At 66.6% G+C, this 17782-nt stretch carries 16 protein-coding genes; 6 read left to right on the forward strand and 10 right to left on the reverse strand.

Going from position 1 to position 17782, the window contains the following annotated elements; genetic code table 11:
• Window positions 1-143: 143 nt before the first annotated feature.
• A complete protein-coding gene (thiE, locus tag ACTXG5_RS03030; RefSeq protein WP_445162288.1) occupies window positions 144-839 on the forward strand; it encodes a thiamine phosphate synthase in 696 nt (231 codons plus the stop codon).
• Here thiE and ACTXG5_RS03035 read toward each other — a convergent pair.
• On the reverse strand, window positions 811-1443 hold the full coding sequence (locus ACTXG5_RS03035; RefSeq protein WP_445162289.1) for an NUDIX hydrolase: 633 nt from the start codon (window positions 1441-1443) through the stop codon (window positions 811-813). The genes thiE and ACTXG5_RS03035 overlap by 29 nt on opposite strands.
• A 131-nt stretch (window positions 1444-1574) precedes the next feature.
• Between ACTXG5_RS03035 and glnX the strand changes: the two genes are divergently transcribed.
• The 3 genes from glnX to ACTXG5_RS03050 are packed head-to-tail and all read left to right on the forward strand — an operon-like array spanning window position 1575 to window position 6141.
• Window positions 1575-2894 carry a protein kinase G-activating protein GlnX gene (glnX, locus tag ACTXG5_RS03040; RefSeq protein WP_445162290.1) on the forward strand — a complete coding sequence of 440 codons (1320 nt, stop codon included), beginning with the start codon at window positions 1575-1577 and terminating at the stop codon, window positions 2892-2894.
• Window positions 2894-3871 carry a glutamate ABC transporter substrate-binding protein gene (locus ACTXG5_RS03045; protein WP_445162291.1) on the forward strand — a complete coding sequence of 326 codons (978 nt, stop codon included), beginning with the start codon at window positions 2894-2896 and terminating at the stop codon, window positions 3869-3871. Before glnX ends, ACTXG5_RS03045 begins: the two co-directional genes overlap by 1 nt.
• Complete coding sequence (locus ACTXG5_RS03050) at window positions 3871-6141, forward strand: serine/threonine-protein kinase PknG (RefSeq protein WP_445162292.1); 2271 nt, start codon at window positions 3871-3873, stop codon at window positions 6139-6141. The genes ACTXG5_RS03045 and ACTXG5_RS03050 overlap by 1 nt, the downstream gene beginning before the upstream one ends.
• A gap of 155 nt (window positions 6142-6296) precedes the next feature.
• On the opposite strand, the gene ACTXG5_RS03055 is transcribed toward ACTXG5_RS03050, so the two are convergent.
• The 4 genes from ACTXG5_RS03055 to fgd form a co-directional block, all read right to left on the reverse strand.
• On the reverse strand, window positions 6297-7151 hold the full coding sequence (locus ACTXG5_RS03055; RefSeq protein ID WP_445162293.1) for an endonuclease domain-containing protein: 855 nt from the start codon (window positions 7149-7151) through the stop codon (window positions 6297-6299).
• Window positions 7152-7289: 138 nt separating this feature from the next.
• On the reverse strand, window positions 7290-8474 hold the full coding sequence (locus ACTXG5_RS03060) for an acetate kinase (RefSeq protein ID WP_445162294.1): 1185 nt from the start codon (window positions 8472-8474) through the stop codon (window positions 7290-7292).
• The gene (gene pta / locus ACTXG5_RS03065; protein WP_445162295.1) at window positions 8467-10542 is read right to left on the reverse strand and encodes a phosphate acetyltransferase; all 2076 of its coding nucleotides are present in this window, start codon (window positions 10540-10542) and stop codon (window positions 8467-8469) included. Before pta ends, ACTXG5_RS03060 begins: the two co-directional genes overlap by 8 nt.
• Window positions 10535-11545 carry a glucose-6-phosphate dehydrogenase (coenzyme-F420) gene (fgd, locus tag ACTXG5_RS03070; protein WP_445162296.1) on the reverse strand — a complete coding sequence of 337 codons (1011 nt, stop codon included), beginning with the start codon at window positions 11543-11545 and terminating at the stop codon, window positions 10535-10537. Before fgd ends, pta begins: the two co-directional genes overlap by 8 nt.
• Window positions 11546-11749: 204 nt before the next feature.
• On the opposite strand from fgd, the gene ACTXG5_RS03075 reads away from it, so the two are divergent.
• Both ACTXG5_RS03075 and ACTXG5_RS03080 read left to right on the forward strand, forming a co-directional pair.
• Entirely contained in the window at window positions 11750-12502 is a 753-nt protein-coding gene (locus tag ACTXG5_RS03075) for an MBL fold metallo-hydrolase (RefSeq protein ID WP_445162297.1), read from the forward strand.
• Window positions 12499-12834, forward strand: coding sequence for a YnfA family protein (locus ACTXG5_RS03080; RefSeq protein WP_445162298.1), 336 nt, complete (start codon window positions 12499-12501; stop codon window positions 12832-12834). The genes ACTXG5_RS03075 and ACTXG5_RS03080 overlap by 4 nt, the downstream gene beginning before the upstream one ends.
• On the opposite strand, the gene ACTXG5_RS03085 is transcribed toward ACTXG5_RS03080, so the two are convergent.
• From ACTXG5_RS03085 to ACTXG5_RS03105, 5 genes are read right to left on the reverse strand one after another with little or no spacing between them, the layout of a single operon-like run.
• Window positions 12809-14164 carry an NtaA/DmoA family FMN-dependent monooxygenase gene (locus tag ACTXG5_RS03085; protein ID WP_445162299.1) on the reverse strand — a complete coding sequence of 452 codons (1356 nt, stop codon included), beginning with the start codon at window positions 14162-14164 and terminating at the stop codon, window positions 12809-12811. The genes ACTXG5_RS03080 and ACTXG5_RS03085 overlap by 26 nt on opposite strands.
• Window positions 14161-15276, reverse strand: a complete 1116-nt coding sequence (locus ACTXG5_RS03090; protein ID WP_445162300.1) for an LLM class flavin-dependent oxidoreductase — start codon at window positions 15274-15276, stop codon at window positions 14161-14163. The genes ACTXG5_RS03085 and ACTXG5_RS03090 overlap by 4 nt, the downstream gene beginning before the upstream one ends.
• Window positions 15273-16370: an LLM class flavin-dependent oxidoreductase gene (locus tag ACTXG5_RS03095; RefSeq protein ID WP_445162301.1), complete on the reverse strand. Its 1098-nt coding sequence runs from the start codon at window positions 16368-16370 to the stop codon at window positions 15273-15275. The genes ACTXG5_RS03090 and ACTXG5_RS03095 overlap by 4 nt, the downstream gene beginning before the upstream one ends.
• Window positions 16367-16897, reverse strand: a complete 531-nt coding sequence (locus ACTXG5_RS03100; RefSeq protein WP_445162302.1) for a GNAT family N-acetyltransferase — start codon at window positions 16895-16897, stop codon at window positions 16367-16369. Before ACTXG5_RS03100 ends, ACTXG5_RS03095 begins: the two co-directional genes overlap by 4 nt.
• Complete coding sequence (locus ACTXG5_RS03105) at window positions 16860-17780, reverse strand: SAM-dependent methyltransferase (RefSeq protein WP_445162303.1); 921 nt, start codon at window positions 17778-17780, stop codon at window positions 16860-16862. Before ACTXG5_RS03105 ends, ACTXG5_RS03100 begins: the two co-directional genes overlap by 38 nt.
• Window positions 17781-17782: the final 2 nt, after the last annotated feature.

The raw sequence follows: 17782 nt of genomic DNA on the forward strand, positions 1-17782 counted from the left end.
CTTCGCCGGCATGATCCGGATCAGGTGTGACGGTAAGGGCAGGTCCGGTTGCCCGGCTGTGCCCACTCTCAGCCCCGCAGCTCGCCGGGACTCCCGTGTCTGGTAGTTCTTCGGGTTCTACGCTAGCGCGCTAGCGTCTCGGTGTGCACCAACCTGTTACCCGTCTTACGTCCGCCAGGCTTTATCTGTGTACCGACGCGCGGCGCGAGCTCGGCGATCTGGCCCAGTTCGCCGAGGCCGCAGTGGCCGGCGGGGTGGACATCATCCAGCTGCGCGACAAGGGATCGGCCGGTGAACAGCGGTTCGGCCCACTGGAGGCGCGCGACGAGCTGGAAGCCTGCGCGATCCTCGCGGACGCGGCCCGGCGGCACGGTGCGCTGTTCGCGGTCAACGACCGGGCCGACATTGCCCGCGCGTCCGGCGCCGACGTGCTGCATCTGGGCCAGGGCGACCTGCCACCGGCCGTGGCCCGCGACATCGTCGGGCCCGACACGGTGATCGGCCTATCCACCCACGACGCGGACCAGGTCGCGGCGGCCGTGGACAGCTCGGCAGCAGGGCAAGCCGACTATTTCTGCGTCGGCCCGTGCTGGCCCACGCCCACCAAACCGGGTCGCACGGCACCGGGCCTGGGACTGGTCCGCGCCGCGGCGCAATTGGACTCGGCACTCGGGAGCGGCAAGCCGTGGTTTGCGATCGGGGGCATCGACGCGCAGCGGCTGCCCGAGGTGCTCGAGGCCGGTGCCCGGCGCATCGTGGTGGTGCGCGCGATCACCGCGGCCGAAGACCCCCGGGCCGCAGCGCAGCAGCTCAGGTCAGCGCTTCTAGCAGCGAGTTGATGCGGGGACTGAACTGCGAGGGCACCTGATCCGCATCGCCGGGCATGCACCAGACGAAGACTCCGGTTTCGATCTCCATGGTGCGCGGCAGATGCTGTCGCCGTTGGTCGCCGTGGCCCAGCGGAACCAGCGCCGGGGCCGTGCGCAGCCGTTGCCAGCTCGCCGCGAAGCCCGGATGCAGCGGCAGGTCTGCCACCTCGTTCTCGTCGACCCAGCGCAGCTCGGCGCTTTCCCGGTTGGGCACCGTGTGCAGCAACTCGCCGGCGTCGGCGACGACGGTGGTGTAGGTCCAGTGCGTACCGCCGAGCCCGGCGATCTGTGCGGTGACGACCGTCGCCCGGACCGCGAGGCGCTCGGCGAGCAGGCCGGCCTCTTCGTGAGCTTCGCGGACCGCCGTCTCCTCCGGACTCTCGTGGCTGTCCCGGGCACCACCCGGCAACGCCCAGGTGCCGCCCTGATGGCTCCAGACCGCTCGATGCTGCAGCAGCACCGCGGGGGTACCGTCGGATCGTGGGGCCCGCAGCAGCAAACCGGCCGCGCCGTACCGACCCCAATAGTGGGCGCCGCTGTCGGATACCACCCATCCGTCACCGTCGCCATGCACGCGTTCAGGATATGCAGGCGATCACCGAAATGGGTCCGCCTCCCCCCATCCGCCCCGACATTCTCTTAGAATTCGCTTATACAGGTTCGAGCAGCGCATTCCAGTGGCCGAGAGATGAGGTCTGAACAGACGTGACGGTTGAGCTGGCGCACCCGACGACCGAGCCGCAGGGGTCACGGTCGCCGGGCGAACCGGCCCACCCCCGTTGGTGGTTCATCTCGACGACTCCGGGCCGCATCTTGACGATCGGCATCGTCCTGGCGGCGCTCGGGGTCTCCAGCGCGTTTGCCACCTCGACGACCATCAACCATCGCCAGCAAGTGCTGTCGACCGTGCTCAACCACACCGAGCCGCTGTCATTCGCCGCCGGACGGCTCTACACCACGCTGTCGGTGGCCGACGCCGCGGCGGCCACCGCGTTCATCGCGCAAGCCGAGCCGTGGCCGGTGCGGATGCGCTACGAACAAGCCATCACCGACGCCGCGGTGGCCGTGGCCCGCGCGTCCAGCGGGATCGACGATCAGCCGCTGGTGCAGCTGTTGGGCAAGATCAACGCCGAACTGGCCGTGTACACGGGGTTGATCGAGATAGCGCGGACCAACAACCGGGAAGGCAACCCGGTCGGGTCGTCGTACCTGTCGGAGGCCTCGGGCCTGATGCAGGCGACGATCCTGCCCGATGCGGCGCAGCTTTATCAGGCGACGTCAGAGCGGGTGGACTCGGAAACCACCGCGTCCACCCACTTTCCGGCTCCGGTGATCCTCGTTGTCACCACCACGGTGGTCTTCGGCCTGTTCTCGCATCGCTGGCTGGCCCGGCGTACCAGGCGCCGGATCAACCCGGGCCTGGTAGTGGGCGCGCTCGGTATTCTCGTCATGGTGGTGTGGGTCGGAACTGCGCTAACAATCTCCACGACTGCCAGCCGTAGCGCCAAAGACACGGCGGCCGAGTCGCTCAAGACCGTGACCAACGTGGCGATCACCGCGCAGCAGGCCCGCGCCGACGAGACGCTGTCGCTGATTCGGCGCGGCGACGAACAGATCCGCAAGCAGTCGTTCTATCAGCGCATCGACTACATGCACGACCAGATCGAGCAGTACATGGCCCGCAGCGACGCCGTCGACAAGACCGATCTGCAAGGTGCTGACCAGTTGTTGGTCCGGTGGCGGCAGGCCAACGACCGGATCAACTCGTACATCTCGGTCGGCAACTATCGCGCCGCCACCCAGATCGCGCTGGGCAGCGCCGAAGACGACTCAACCCCCGCGTTCGACAAGCTCGAAGATCAGTTGGGCAAGGCCATGACCCAATCCCGCGCGCACCTGCGCAACGACGTGATCAATGCGCGCAGCGGGCTGTCCGGCGCCCAGGTCGGCGGTGTGGTGCTCAGTCTGGGTGCCGCCCTCGCGGTCGCCCTGGGCCTGTGGCCGCGGCTGAAAGAGTATCGGTGATGAACCGTCTTCCCAGGATCCGCCGGGCGAGCGCCGTGCTCGCCACGGCGATCGTGCTGGCGGGTTGCGGGCGCACCGAATCGCTGACCGTGGCCACCGCGCCGACGTTGCCGCCGCCCACTCCGGTCGGCATGGAGCAACTGTCGGCAAAACCGCCGCTGCCGCCGGACGATTCCGGCCAGGATTGCAACGCCACCGCCAGCCTGCGCCCGTTCCCCACCAAGGCCGAGGCGGACGCCGCGGTGGCCGACATCCGGGCCCGCGGCAGGCTGATCGTCGGGCTTGACATCGGCAGCAACCTGTTCAGCTTCCGCGATCCGATCACCGGCGAGATCACCGGTTTCGACGTCGATATCGCCGGTGAGATCGCGCGCGACATCTTCGGCGCCCCGTCGCATGTCGAGTACCGGATCCTGTCGTCCGACGAGCGCATCACCGCGCTGCAGCACTCCGAGGTCGACATCGTCGTGAAGACCATGACCATCACCTGCGACCGCCGCAAGCAGGTGAACTTCTCCACCGTCTACCTCGATGCCAGCCAGCGCATCCTGGCCTCGCGTGACTCCCCGATCTCCAAAGTCGCCGACCTGTCCGGCAAGCGCGTCTGCGTGGCCAGGGGTACCACGTCGTTGCATCGAATCCGGCAGATCGACCCGCCCCCGATCATCGTCTCGGTGGTGAACTGGGCGGACTGCCTGGTGGCCATGCAACAGCGGGAGATCGACGCCGTCAGCACCGACGACTCCATCCTGGCCGGGCTGGTCGAAGAAGACCCGTATCTACACATCGTCGGACCGAACATGGCCACCCAGCCCTACGGCATCGGGATCAATCTGGACAACACGGGGCTGGTCCGGTTCGTCAACGGCACGCTGGAACGCATCCGTCGAGACGGCACCTGGAACACCTTGTACCGCAAGTGGTTAACGGTTCTCGGCCCGGCGCCCGCCCCGCCCGTTCCGAGGTACGTGGACTGATGACCGAGGCCGAACACGAATCCGGTTCCGACGACGCGGACCCGGGAATCGAGGGGTCGGACGCGCAGACCGGTGCGACGACGGGGCGCACGAATGCCACCCAGGCACTCTTCCGTCCCGCCTGGGACGACGATGACGACGACGACCTGCCGCACATTTCGCTCGGCGGCCTAGACCCCGACCTGCAAGACCGGATGACGGTCGCCACCCGGGTGCTTCCGCCCACCAGGAAACTTGCTGGCGGGCTGGTCGAAATCCCGCGGGTCCGCGACATCGACCCGGTCGAAGCCCTGATGACCAATCCCATGGTGCCGGAGTCCAAGCGGTTCTGCTGGAACTGCGGAAAGCCCGTGGGCCGGTCCAGATCCGAGGGCAAGGGCGCCTCGGAGGGCAAATGCCCGTCCTGCGGAAGTTCATATTCCTTTTTGCCCCAGCTAAATCGCGGCGACATCATCGCAAACCAGTACCAGGTCAAAGGCTGCATCGCGCACGGCGGGCTGGGCTGGGTGTACCTGGCCGTCGACCACAACGTCAACGACCGCCCGGTGGTGCTTAAGGGCCTGGTGCATTCCGGTGACGCCGAGGCGCAAGCGATCGCGATGGCCGAACGGCAGTTCCTCGCCGAGGTGGTTCACCCGCAGATCGTGCAGATCTTCAACTTCGTCGAACACGCCGACCGGCACGGCGATCCGGTCGGCTACATCGTCATGGAGTACATCGGCGGGCAGTCGCTCAAGCGGGGCAAGAAGGACGCCAAACTGCCCGTCGCCGAGGCCATCGCCTACCTGCTGGAAATCCTGCCCGCGCTGAGCTATCTGCATTCCATCGGCTTGGTCTACAACGACCTCAAGCCGGAGAACATCATGCTCACCGAAGAGTTGCTGAAGTTGATCGACCTGGGCGCGGTGTCACGGGTGAATTCGTTCGGCTACCTCTACGGCACGCCCGGATACCAGGCGCCGGAGATCGTGCGCACCGGCCCGACCATCGCCACCGATATCTACACCGTCGGACGCACCCTGGCCTCGCTGACGCTGAACCTGCGCACCCGCAACGGCCGCTACGTGGACGGGTTGCCCGAAGACGACCCGGTGCTGTTCACCTATGAGTCGTTCGCCCGGCTGCTGCGCCGCGCCACCGACCCCGACCCCCGGCGCCGGTTTGTTTCCGCCGAGGAGATGTCCGCGCAGTTGATGGGTGTGCTGCGCGAGGTGGTCGCTCAGGACTCTGGGGTTCCGCGGCCCGGGTTGTCGACGCTGTTCAGCCCCAGCCGGTCCACCTTCGGGGTGGACCTGTCGGTCGCGCACACCGATGTCTATCTGGACGGCCAGGTGCATTCGGAGAAGCTGACCGCCCGGGAGATCGTGACTGCGCTATCGGTGCCGCTGGTCGATCCGACCGACGTCGCGGCCCCGGTGCTGCAGGCGACGGTGCTCTCGCAGCCGGTGCAGACGCTGGACTCGCTGCGCGCGGCCCGGCACGGTTCACTGGCCGCCGAGGGTATCGACGTGTCGGAGTCCGTCGAGCTGCCGCTGATGGAAGTCCGTGCGCTGCTGGACCTGGGCGACGTGGCCAAGGCCACCCGCAAACTCGACGACCTGGCCGAGCGGGTGGGCTGGCGCTGGCGGTTGGTCTGGTTCCGGGCCGTCGCCGAATTGCTCACCGGCGATTACGAGTCCGCCATCAAGCACTTCACCGAGGTGCTCGATACCTTCCCCGGCGAGCTGGCACCGAAGCTGGCGCTGGCCGCCACCGGCGAACTGGCCGGCAACATCGACGTCGACAAGTTCTACCGGACGGTGTGGCGCACCAACGACGGCGCCATCTCGGCGGCATTCGGGTTGGCGAGATCCCTTTCGGCCGAAGGCAATCGAATCGGCGCGGTGCGCACACTCGACGAAGTGCCGCCGACTTCCCGACATTTCACGACCGCCCACCTGACCAGTGCGGTGACCCTGCTGTCCGGCCGGTCGACCAGTGAAATCACCGAGGGGCAGATCCGCGACGCCGCCCGGCGAGTGGAGGCGCTGCCGCCCACCGAACCGCGGGTGCTGCAGATCCGTGCACTGGTCCTCGGCGGTGCGATGGACTGGCTCGGGGACAACGAGGCCAGCACCAACCACATCCTCGGTTTCCCGTTCACCCAACACGGGCTGCGGCTGGGCGTCGAGGCGTCACTGCGCAGCCTGGCCCGGGTAGCGCCTACCCAGCGGCATCGCTACACACTCGTGGACATGGCCAATAACGTCCGGCCCACCAGCACCTTCTAGGTCGCGGCTTTAGGTGTGCGGCTATCGGTGTGCGGCTTTCTTTCTCTTCCCGTCGAGTGTGCGTCCAAGGCGTTGGGTGTGCGTCCAGGGCGGGAAATCGCCGGCATCCCCGCCGTGTGCGCACACTCGAAGCCGCGTGTGCACACTCAAAGCCGTTACCGCACATTGGAAGCCGCAATAGCGGCCCGGACGCGCCGCAGCACCGCCCCGGGGGCATCCTCGGCGACCACGCGCACTAAGGTCCACCCCATCTCCTCGAGCATCTCCTGTCGCCGAATGTCTTTGACGTATTGCCGTCGGTCTATTCGGTGCTGATCGCCGTCGTATTCCACTGCGACCATCCACTCCTGCCAGCCCATGTCCAGGTAGGCCACGGGAATCCGGTCCACACCCAGAACCGGTATCTGGGTCTGCGGCCGCGGCATACCCGCGTCGATGAACAGCAGCCGCAAGTAGCTTTCCCGCGGCGATTGGGCGCCCGGATCGACCAGCTCCAACGCGGTCTCCAGGCATCGAAGCCCCGGCGAGCGCGGGTGGTCACGAGCCACGCGGAGCACGTCATCGACTTTGAAACCCGTTGCGCGAGCCAGCGCATCCAGGCGGGCGACTGCTGAATGGACGGCTCCGAGACGGCCGATGTCGAAGGCGGTTCGCTCGGGTGTGGTGACTGCGCGCCCGTCGATAATCTGTGTCTCGCCGTCCTTCACGGCACCGCGTCGCATCAGCACACCCCGAGGTGCGCGCGGATTGGCATGGATCAGTTCGACCGGGACATTCTCGGGAATCCATTGGGCGCCGTGCACCGCAGCGGCGGCCGCACCGGCGATAGTCCCCCGGCGGTTGGACCACAGCCACGCCCCGGCGATCCGCTGTTCGAGAGAAGCATGGACGTCTTTGCCCAGGTAGACATTGGGAAACACAGCCCGATAGCGCGTCCTCAGTTGGTGCCGACTCAGCAGCCCGCCGGCCAGTGCCTCGCTACCGATGAATGGTGTTGCCGCGTCGACCATGCCGCGAACACTCGCATATCAGCGCCGCGCGTGATTTCGGCTATCCACAGGGACGTCGAGTGTGCGTTCTCGGCGTTGGGCGTGCGTCCAGGGCGGAAATTCCGCGCGAATCCCGCCGTCAGCGCACACGCGAAGCCGTCAGCGCACACTCGACGTGTCGGGTGATCCTTCCAACAGGCTCGCGCAATCGCGGGCGATGGCCAGTTCCTCATTGGTCGGAACGACCAGCACGGTGATCGGTGAGTCGTCGGCGGAAATCCGCTGCGCGCCTGCTCCTCCGGAGATGTTGCGGCCATCGTCGAGCACGATGCCCAGTTCTTCCAGCCCGGCCACCGCGTCGCGGCGCACCGCGGGATCGTTCTCGCCGATCCCCGCGGTGAAGCTGATGACATCGGTGTGCCCTAGCACGGCCAGGTAGGCGCCGATGTACTTGCGCAACCGGTGGATGAACACGTCGTACGCCAATTGTGCTAAGCTGTCGCCTGATTCGATCATCGCGTGCAGCCTGCGGAAGTCACGCTCACCGGCCAGACCCCAGACGCCTGACTGATTGTTGAGCATGGACTCGATCTTGTCCACGTCCATCTTCGCGGTGCGCCACAAGTAGCTGATGACGCTGGGGTCGATGTCGCCGCTGCGGGTGCCCATCACCAGACCCTCCAACGGGGTCAGGCCCATCGATGTGTCGGCCGGCCGGCCACCGGCAATCGCCGAGGCCGAGGCGCCATTGCCCAGATGCAGCACGATTTGATTCAGGCTGTCCAGCGGTCTGCCGAGGAAGGCGGCGGCTTGCTCGCTCACGTACCGGTGCGACGTGCCGTGAAATCCGTAGCGGCGTATCTGGTATCGCTCCGCCAGCTCCCGATTCATCGCGTACGTCGCGGCCGCGGCCGGCAGGTGGTGGAAGTAGGCCGTGTCGAACACGGCGATGTGCGCGACGTCCGGCAGCAGCTTGCGCGCCACCTTGACGCCCTGCACCGCAGGCGGATTGTGCAGCGGGGCAAGCTCGGACAGCTTATCGAGATCGGCGATCCGGGCGTCGTCGAGTAGCGTCGGCCGATAGAATTCCTGACCCCCATGCACGATACGGTGTCCGACCGCCAGCAGGCCGCACGACTTCAGGTCCACACCGCCCTCGGCCATCTGGTCGAACGCCAACCGCAACGCTTCTTCATGGTCGGCGACCCGTGACGACGGCTCGCCGATCTGCTGGATGCCGCCGCCCGCGCGTTCGACGCCGGAGAACGGCTCGACCAACTTGTACTTCAGCGACGAGGACCCCGAATTGATCACCAGCACAGGTCGATTCGTGCTATCAGCCATGGCCGACACCCTGCGCCTGGATTGCCGTGATCGCAATGGTGTTGACGATGTCTTCGACCAGTGCACCGCGAGAGAGGTCATTCACCGGCTTGCGCAAGCCCTGCAGCACCGGACCGATCGCGATTGCCCCGGCGCTGCGCTGCACCGCCTTGTAGGTGTTGTTGCCGGTGTTGAGGTCGGGAAAGATCAGCACGGTGGCGTGACCGGCGACTGCCGAGCCACTCAGCTTGGTGGCGGCCACCGACGGTTCAATCGCGGCGTCGTACTGAATCGGCCCCTCGACCAGTAGCTGCGGATCCCGGGCGCGCACCAATTCCGTTGCCTTCCTGACCTTGTCGACGTCGGCTCCGGTGCCGGAATCACCGGTGGAATAGGACAGCATCGCTACCTTCGGCTCGATGCCGAACCGCGCAGCGGTGCGTGCCGAGCTGATCGCGATGTCGGCGAGCTGTTCGGGCGTGGGGTCCGGCACGATCGCGCAGTCCCCGTAGGCCAGCACCTGATCGGGCAGACACATCAGGAAAATACTGGACACCGTCGAGACGTCCGGAACGGTCCTGATGATCTCGAACGCCGGGCGAACCGTGTGTGCCGTGGTGTGGACGGCACCGGACACCATGCCATCGACCATGCCGTTGTGGACCAGCATGGTGCCGAAATACGAGACATCGTGCATGATCTCGTGAGCTTGCTCGACCGTGATGCCTTTTGCCTTGCGCAATTCGGCGTACTGCTCCGCGAACTGGCTGCACAATTCTTCGTTGCGCGGGTCGATGATCGTCGCGTCCTGCAGATCGACTCCGAGTTCTGCGGAGCGCAACCGGATTTGGGCTTCATCGCCCAAGATCGTCAGGTCGGCGACGCAGCGCTTCAGCACCCGGCCGGCAGCCTTGAGGATCCGGTCGTCGCTACCTTCGGGAAGAACGATGTGCTTGCGATCCGCACGCGCCTGCTGAGTGAGCTGGTGGGTGAACATCTGCGGTGTCGTCACCGTGAGGATCGGAATAGCCAGCTGCGCAATCAGATCCGCGACATCCATGTGGCTGGTCACCAGCTCCACAGCGGTGTCGATCTTGCGATGCGAGTTCGCCGTGACCCGGCCCCGGGCCGCGGCGACCACGCTGGCCGTGTCGTAGGTACCCAGCATGGTGGCGATGATCGGCAGCCGCAGTCGCAAACCGGACACCAGCGCCGAGATGGACGGATGCAGGTCGAAGCCGCCGTTGAGGATCAGGCAGCATAAGGACGGAAACCCTTCGGCCGCATGGGCGCTGGCGGCGGCCAGCACGACATCCGAACGGTCGCCGGGGGTGATCACCGCCATGCCGTCGCGCAGCCGTTCCAGCACATGGTCTGCCGTCATCCCGGCCACCAGCACACCCATCGCCTCGCGCCCGACCAGCTCGGGGTCGCCATTGACCAACCTCCCGTGCACGGCCGTCTGCAACTCGGCCACCGTCGGCGCCGACAGCAACGGCTCGTCCGGCAGCACATAGCTGCGGGGGGCGAACGAGCGCAACGCCGCGGCGACGGCGTCCACCTCCGTCGGCTCACAGCGGTTGGCAACCACCGCCGCGGTGTGGGCACGCTGCGCGGCCAGCTCGGCCAGACACACCTCGACGACGCCGGCGACCTGATCGGCGGTGCGTCCCTTGGCCCGTACCGCCAGCAGCACCGGTGCGCCGAGATTGACTGCGATGCGCGCATTCACCGAGAGTTCGGCCGGCCCGGTGACGTCGGTGTAGTCGCTGCCGACGATCACCACCGCGTCACATGCCTGCGCCATGGCGTGATAGGCGTCGACGATAGTGACGATCGCGGCGTCGGTATCGGCGTGGATCTGCTGGTAGGTGACGCCGACGCATTGTTCGTAGGACAGGCCCGCGGTCGTGCGGGTCAGCAGCAGTTCCAGGACGTAGTCACGCTCTTCCCCGAGCCGGGTGATCGGCCGGAACACACCGACTTTGGCGACCGTCGCCGTCAACCGGTTGAGCAGCCCCAGCGCGATCGTCGACTTGCCGGTCTCCGGCTCGGGCGCCGCGATGTAGATCCCAGCGGTTTCAGCCAAGTCGCCGCAGCCTGGGGGCCAGATCCTTTTCAAAGAGCTCCAGGAACCGGCGCTGGTCGTGACCGGGCGCGTGGAACACCAGGTGGTTGAGGCCCCATCCCACGTATTGACCGACCTTTTCGACGGCCTCGTCGGGATCCGACGAGACGATCCAGCGCTTGGCGACCTGCTCGATCGGCAGCTCGTTGGCGGCCTTCTCCATCTCGAGGGGGTCATGGATGCTGGTCTTTTGTTCGGCGGTCAGCGACAGCGGCGCCCAGAATCGGGTGTTCTCCAGCGCCAGGTCCGGGTCGGTGTCGTAGGAGATCTTGATTTCGATCATCCGGTCGATGTCGTCGGGATTCTTGCCCGCGGCCTCCGCGCCCTCCCGCATGGCGGGGATGAGCTTGTCCTTGTACAGCTCCTCGCCCTTGCCGGAGGTGCAGATAAAGCCGTCACCCGCGCGGCCCGCGTATTTGGCGACCTGGGGTCCGCCGGCGGCGATGTAGATCGGGATGCCGCCCTCGGGCACGTCGTAAATCGAGGCGCCCTTGGTGTGGTAGTACTCGCCCTGGAAATCGACCCGGTCGCCCAGCCACAGCTCGCGCATCAGCCGCACCGATTCGCGCAGCCGGGCGTAGCGCTCCTTGAACTCCGGCCACTCGCCCTCATATCCGGTAGCGATCTCGTTGAGCGACTCCCCGGTGCCGACGCCGAGAAAGATGCGATCCGGGTAGAGGCACCCCATCGTGGCAAACGCCTGTGCGATGACGGCGGGGTTGTATCGGAAGGTCGGGGTCAGCACCGACGTGCCCAGGATGAGCCGCTTGGTGCGTTCGCCAACCGCGGTCATCCAGGCCAACGAGAACGGGGCGTGTCCGCCCTCGTGGCGCCACGGCTGGAAGTGGTCACTGACGGTGGCGCTGTCCATGCCGTGTGCCTCGGCGGTGACAGCCAGTTCGACGAGCTCACGCGGTGCGAATTGCTCGGCAGATGCTTTGTATCCAAGTTTGAGTTCAGCCACTCGTTCTTTCTACTCCTTCCCGCTCCTCTGCAAACGGTCGCGACCCGCTACGCCCGGCTTCGCCGCGCTTGCGATCGCTCCTCTATAAACGGTCGCGACCCGCTACGCCCGGCTTCGCCGCGCTTGCGATCGCTCCTCTGCAAACGGTCGCGACCCGCTACGCCCGGCTTCGCCGCGCTTGCGATCGCTCCTAGACTCGCGGGCATGGCACCAGCGCCAACACTTGTTCAAATCAGCGACACCGTGCACCTCGCCCAGGGTGAGGCCGTCAACTGGACGCTGATCACCGACGACACCGGGGTGCTGCTTATCGACGCCGGCTATCCCGGCGACCGGGAGGCCGTGCTGGCCTCGCTCGATGCGCTCGGGTACGGCCCAGGCGACCTGCGCGCCATCTTGCTGACGCACGCCCACATCGACCATCTGGGCTCGGCGATCTGGTTCGCCAGCGAACACGGCACTCCCGTCTACTGCCACGCCGACGAAGTCGGCCACGCCAAGCGCGAGTACTTGGAGCAGGTGTCGATTCTTGATCTGGCGCTGCGTATCTGGCGGCCCACATGGGCGGTGTGGACCGCTCACGTGGTGCGCAGCGGCGGCCTGATCCGCGATGGGATTCCGACGACCAAGGCGCTGACGCCCGAAATCGCCGCGGGGCTGCCGGGGCACCCGATGCCTGTTTTCAGCCCCGGCCACACCAACGGTCACTGCTCGTACCTGGTCGACGGTGTGCTGGCCAGCGGCGATGCGCTGGTCACCGGGCACCCGCTCATACGTCACGAGGGGCCACAACTGCTGCCGGCGATCTTTAGCTACAGCCAGGAGAACTGCATCCGAACCCTGTCCGCGTTGGCCCTGCTGGAGACCGAAATCCTGGCACCGGGCCACGGCCCGGTGTGGCGCGGCCCAATCCGCGAAGCGACCGATGCGGCACTGGAAAAGGCGGGCGCTCGGTGACGGTTGCCAAGTCGATCGCCCTGTTCGTCCTGGCGGCGCTGTTCGAGATCGGCGGCGCGTGGTTGGTGTGGCAGGGAGTGCGCGAACACCGCGGCTGGATGTGGGTGGGCTGGGGCGTCATCGCGCTGGGCGCCTACGGTTTTGTCGCCACCCTGCAGCCCGACGCGCATTTCGGTCGCATCCTGGCCGCGTACGGCGGGATCTTCGTCGCCGGCTCGCTGTTGTGGGGCATGGGTTTCGACGGGTTTCGGCCCGATCGTTGGGATGTCACCGGGGCCGTGATCTGTCTAGTCGGCGTGGCCATCATCATGTACGCGCCGCGAACTCACTGAGTCCCAGATGATCTCGCAGCGTTTCGCCGGTGTATTCGGTGCGAAAGGCGTAGCGCTCCTGCAGTAGTGGCACCACCTCATCGACGAACTCGTCGAGACCATGCGGTGTCAGATGCGGCACCAGAATGAACCCGTCGCAGGCGTCGGCCTGGATGTATTCATCGATCTCGTCGGCGATCTGCGCCGCGGTACCGACGAACTGCTCGCGGTTGGTGACGGCGATGACCAGTTCGCGGATCGACAGGTGCTCCGCCTCGGCGCGTTCGCGGTAACGGCGGGCCACCGCGATCGGGTCGACGTGGCGGACGCGGCCCTGGGTGATGTCGCTGTCGACGACCGGATCGAAATCGGGCAGCGGCCCTTCCGGGTCGTAGTCCGTGAGGTCGCGGCCCCAGACCTGCTCTAGCATCGCGATCGCGGTCGCTCCGCTGACCTGCTGATGGCGGATGTGTCGCGCCTTGTCCACGGCGTCGGCGTCGCTGGCGCCGAGGACGAAGGTCGCCGCCGGAAAAACCTTGAGCTGGTTGGGGTCTCGGCCGGATGACACGGCCCGGCCCTTGACGTCGGCGTAGTAGCGCTGCCCGTCTTCCAGTGACGAGTGCAGGGTGAACAAGGCGTCGCCATACCGGGCGCCGAACGCGCGGCCATCGGCGGAGTCGCCCGCCTGCAACAGGATCGGATGGCCTTGCGGCCCGACCGGCAGCGTGGGGAACCCTCGGACGTCGAACTGCGGTCCCTGGTGTTCGACCGACCGAATACCCGACGGGTCGAGATACGTCCCCGTTTCGACATCCGCCAGCACCGCGCCGGCTTCCCAGCTGTCCCAGAATTGGCGTGCGACGGTGAGGAACTCCTCGGCCCGCCGATATCTATCGGCATGGTCCAGGAAACCGCCGCGCCGGAAGTTCGCGCCGGTGAACGCATCCGACGAGGTGACGATGTTCCAGCCGGCGCGGCCACCGGACAGCTGGTCAAGGGTGGCGAATTGCCTTGCCACCTCGAAGGGTTCGTTGAAGGTGGTGTTGATCGTCCCGGTCAGTCCGATCCGGTCGGTGACACCCGCCAGGGCCGCCAGCACGGTGAAGGTGTCCGGCCGCCCCACCACGTCGAGATCGTAGATCCGGCCCCGGTGCTCGCGCAGCCGCAGCCCTTCGGCCAGGAAGAAGAAGTCGAACAGTCCTCGCTCGGCGGTTCGGGCGAGGTGGATGAACGAGTCGAATTCGATCTGGCTGCCCGCGCCGGGATCGGTCCACACGGTGGTGTTGTTGACCCCCGGGAAGTGAGCCGCCAAGTGAATCGGCTTGCGGTTCTTGCCCTCTCGGACACTCACTCGGTGATCCCCCAGCGTTTGGCGATCAGCTCGTGGGACCGCAGCCGGTCCTCCTGGCGGTGAGTCACCGAGGTGACGACGAGTTCGTCGGCGCCGGTGACCCGCTGCAGTGCCTGCAACCGCTCGGCGACTTCGTCCGGATTCCCCACGAATTGCGTTGCCAGCCGGTCCTTTACCACCGCCAGCTGGTCATCGCTCAGCGGTGGACAGTCGTCGGAGTCGGGGTAGGGCATGGCGCCGACTCCGGTCCGGATCGAATACACCCAATGGCCATATCCGGCCGCCAAACGCCGTGCCGTAGCACTGTCATCGGCAACCACGATGTCGGCGGACACCACCACATACGGCTTCGCCAAGGCCGCCGACGGTACGAACGTGTCGCGGTAAGCCTCGATAGCTTCCAGCGCAGTGGCCGGCGTGATGTGATAGCTCGCGACGAACGGCAATCCCAAGGCTCCGGCAACCCGCGCGCTTTGTCCCCGGGTGCTCCCGAAGACCCACGGCCACAACCCGCTTCGTTCGCCGGGCACTGCATGCACGTCGAACTTGCCGGCGTGGTAGGTGCCGTCCAGCAGGGCGAGAATGTCGTCAACCTGCTCGGCGAAGTCCGGCGATACCGCCTCCGGCTGCTGCAGGATCTCCATGGTGGGCTGCAACCGTTCCAGATCGAGCAGCCCGCGCAGGTCGAACGGGGTCGGAATGACCACGCCGTCCACCTCGTGCCACACGCGTGGCGGCTTGGGTTCTCTCGGCTTCTTGGGTTTGTGTTCTTGAGACCGGCGCTGCCCGGACCGGCCAACGCCGAGATCGATGCGTCCCGGATAGAAGGCCTCGAGCATGCCGAAACTCTCGACCACCGCGATGGCGGTGGTGTAGCCAAGCTGGACCGCGGCCGCCCCCACCCGAATTCTGTTGGTAGCGGCCGCGATCTGCCCGATCAGCACCGCCGGTGCGGAACTGGCCACGCCGACGAAGTGATGCTCGGCAACCCAGTATCTGCGAAACCCCCACTGTTCGGCGCGCTGTGCCAGTTCGATGGTGTTGCGCAATGCCGTCGCGGGGTTGCTGCCGGCGCTGACCGGCGCGAGGTCCAGGATCGACAGCGGAGTCATTGCCTGACCCCCGCGTACCGGTTAGGCGCTACCGGCAATCCGAGCCGGGCGCGCAGCGTTTCGCCATCCCGATACGCGGCGCGGAACCTGCCGGCCCGCTGCAGCAGCGGAACCACCTCGTCGACGATCAACGGGAGATCGGTGGCGTTGACGGCCGGCCGCAATCGCACACCGTCAATGCCCAACCCCTGCCATTCCAGCAGCAGGTCCACCAATTCCTCTGGGCTGGCGGTGAAGTTGAGAGCATCGGAGCGGGGGTCGCCCGGGCCGTCGAACGAGACCAGCACGTCCGCAAAGACTTTCAAATCGGCGCCGCCTGCCACCCGGACCTCGTCGATGATGCTGCGCACCGAAGCGTCGTCGGTAGGCGTGATGAACACGACATCGCCACTGATAGCAGCGAATTCGTAGACGGGGCCGGAGTGTGCCAGCACTGCCACCACCGGCTGACCCTGCGGCGGACGCGGCGTGATCGACGGCCCCTTGACCGAGAAGAACTTTCCGGCGAAGTCGATGTAGTGCAGTTTGTCGATGTCGACGTAGCGGCCGGTCGTCACGTCGCGGATGATCGCGTCGTCCTCCCAGCTGTCCCAGAGCCGGCGCACCACCTCGACGTAGTCGATAGCCTCCTCGAACAAGCCGTCGACGGATCCCTCCCGGCGTCCGAACAGCGCCGCCTCGTGCGTGGTCGAGCTGACTCGAGGCTGCCAACCCGCCCGGCCATGTGAGACATAGTCAAGCGTGGCAATGGCTTTGGAGACATGAAACGGCTCGGTATGGGTCACCGTGGCCACCGGGATCAGCCCGATGTGCCGCGTCACCGGTGCGATGCGGGCTGCGACCAGCACGGCGTCGCCGCGGCCGGCCAGCCGTTGCGGCGAGATCCGCTCACGACGCCCGGGCTGCGGCATCAAGGTGTCGTCGATGGTGAGGAAGTCGAGCAGCCCACGCTCAGCGGTGGCGGCGAGGCCGGCCCAGTACCGACCGCTCAGCACCGGTGCCGTCTCGGGGTCGGACGCCAGGGTCGCCCGCCATGCTTGGGGGTCCCACCCGTAGCCGTCCAGCGCGACGCCCAGATGTAGCTGCTCGGTCATGTGAGCCGCTTTTCGAATGCGATCGGGAAGACCGGACCTTGCGACGGCAACGGCCCGGCCAACCGGGTGTATCCGGTGGCCAGGTATAGCTCCTCGGCCTCGGGCTGGCGGTTGCCGGTCATCAGGTAGACCTTCCGGTAGCCGCGTGCGGCGATCTCGGCCTCCAACTCGGCGAGCAGCGCCATCGCGTATCCGCGGCGGCGATGCGCGCTGTCGGTCCAGATTCGCTTGAGTTCGGCCGTCTCGGGGTCGTATCGCCGAAACCCGCCGCCGGTGACCGGGCGGCCATCCAGCAGACCCATCAACATGCCCCCGTCCGGAGACGCGAACTCGTCAGCGGGATTGTCCTTCAGCCACGCCAATACCGTTGCTGGTGTGCTGTCATACCGCTGCGCGTACTCCGCGGCGAGCTCCGTCAGCAACGGCTGGGCCAACGCGTCATCCAACGCGGCCGGCACAAATTGGAGCTGACTCACCCTCACCTCACCTCTAACGCCCATCGGCCGGATGCATTCCGGCCGTGACATATCGGGGCGTGATCCCATTGTCATCGGGGCTGCCACGCCACTGGGCGCCCATTCCAATCGCGGCGAACAAATCGGCGACATTTCTTTCGACGGTCTCCCAGCCATGGTCCGCCAGATACTGCGGGACAGCGCGGTATTCGCCCGGATAAGTCAGCCCGGCCAGCTCGACGTCGAGACCGAATTGGCGCCAGGTGTCGACGAACGTCTGCCCAGCCTCCAGCTGGAATGAGGTCCAGGTGGGCAGGTGATCGCCGGCGAAACGGCTCCCCGGGGCACTGGCTGCCGTGACATCGTGCAGTAACTGATCCTGCCCGTCGGGGTGCAAGAACCCGACGAGCAGCGTCTCCGCAATCCACACCGTGGGTTGGGCAGCGTCGAAACCCACCCGCCGCATTGGCGTCAACCAATCTCGGCGAAGATCGGCGCCCACCGCACGACGGTTCGCGTTCAGCTCGGCGCCCAGTCCGCGCAACACGGCGGTCTTGAAGTCGATCACGTCCGGCTGATCGACCTCATACACCGTCGTCCCCGGCGGCCACCACAGCCGATACGCCCGAGTATCGAGACCAGAGGCCAGGATCACCACTTGGCGAATGCCCGCCCGCCCGGCGGCGGCCAGGAATTCATCCAGGAACCGGGTGTGCGCCCCAAGCAGGGTGATGAGCCCGGTCATGACGGCGTTGTCGCCGCCGTCATCCGCATACCGCTGGTCGTCGACCATCCGAGTGAAGTACTGCACCCCCGCGGCGCGCACCAAATGCTCGGCGAACGGGTCTTCGATCAGACCCTCATTGGTCGCCAGCGCCCTCGCCACGGCCCCGAACGTCGCGGTCATGCCGACGCCGCTGTCGGGACCCCACGTGTCGTCGTCTGTCCGCGCCATCC

This window comes from Mycobacterium sp. Dal123C01 (genome assembly GCF_052566995.1).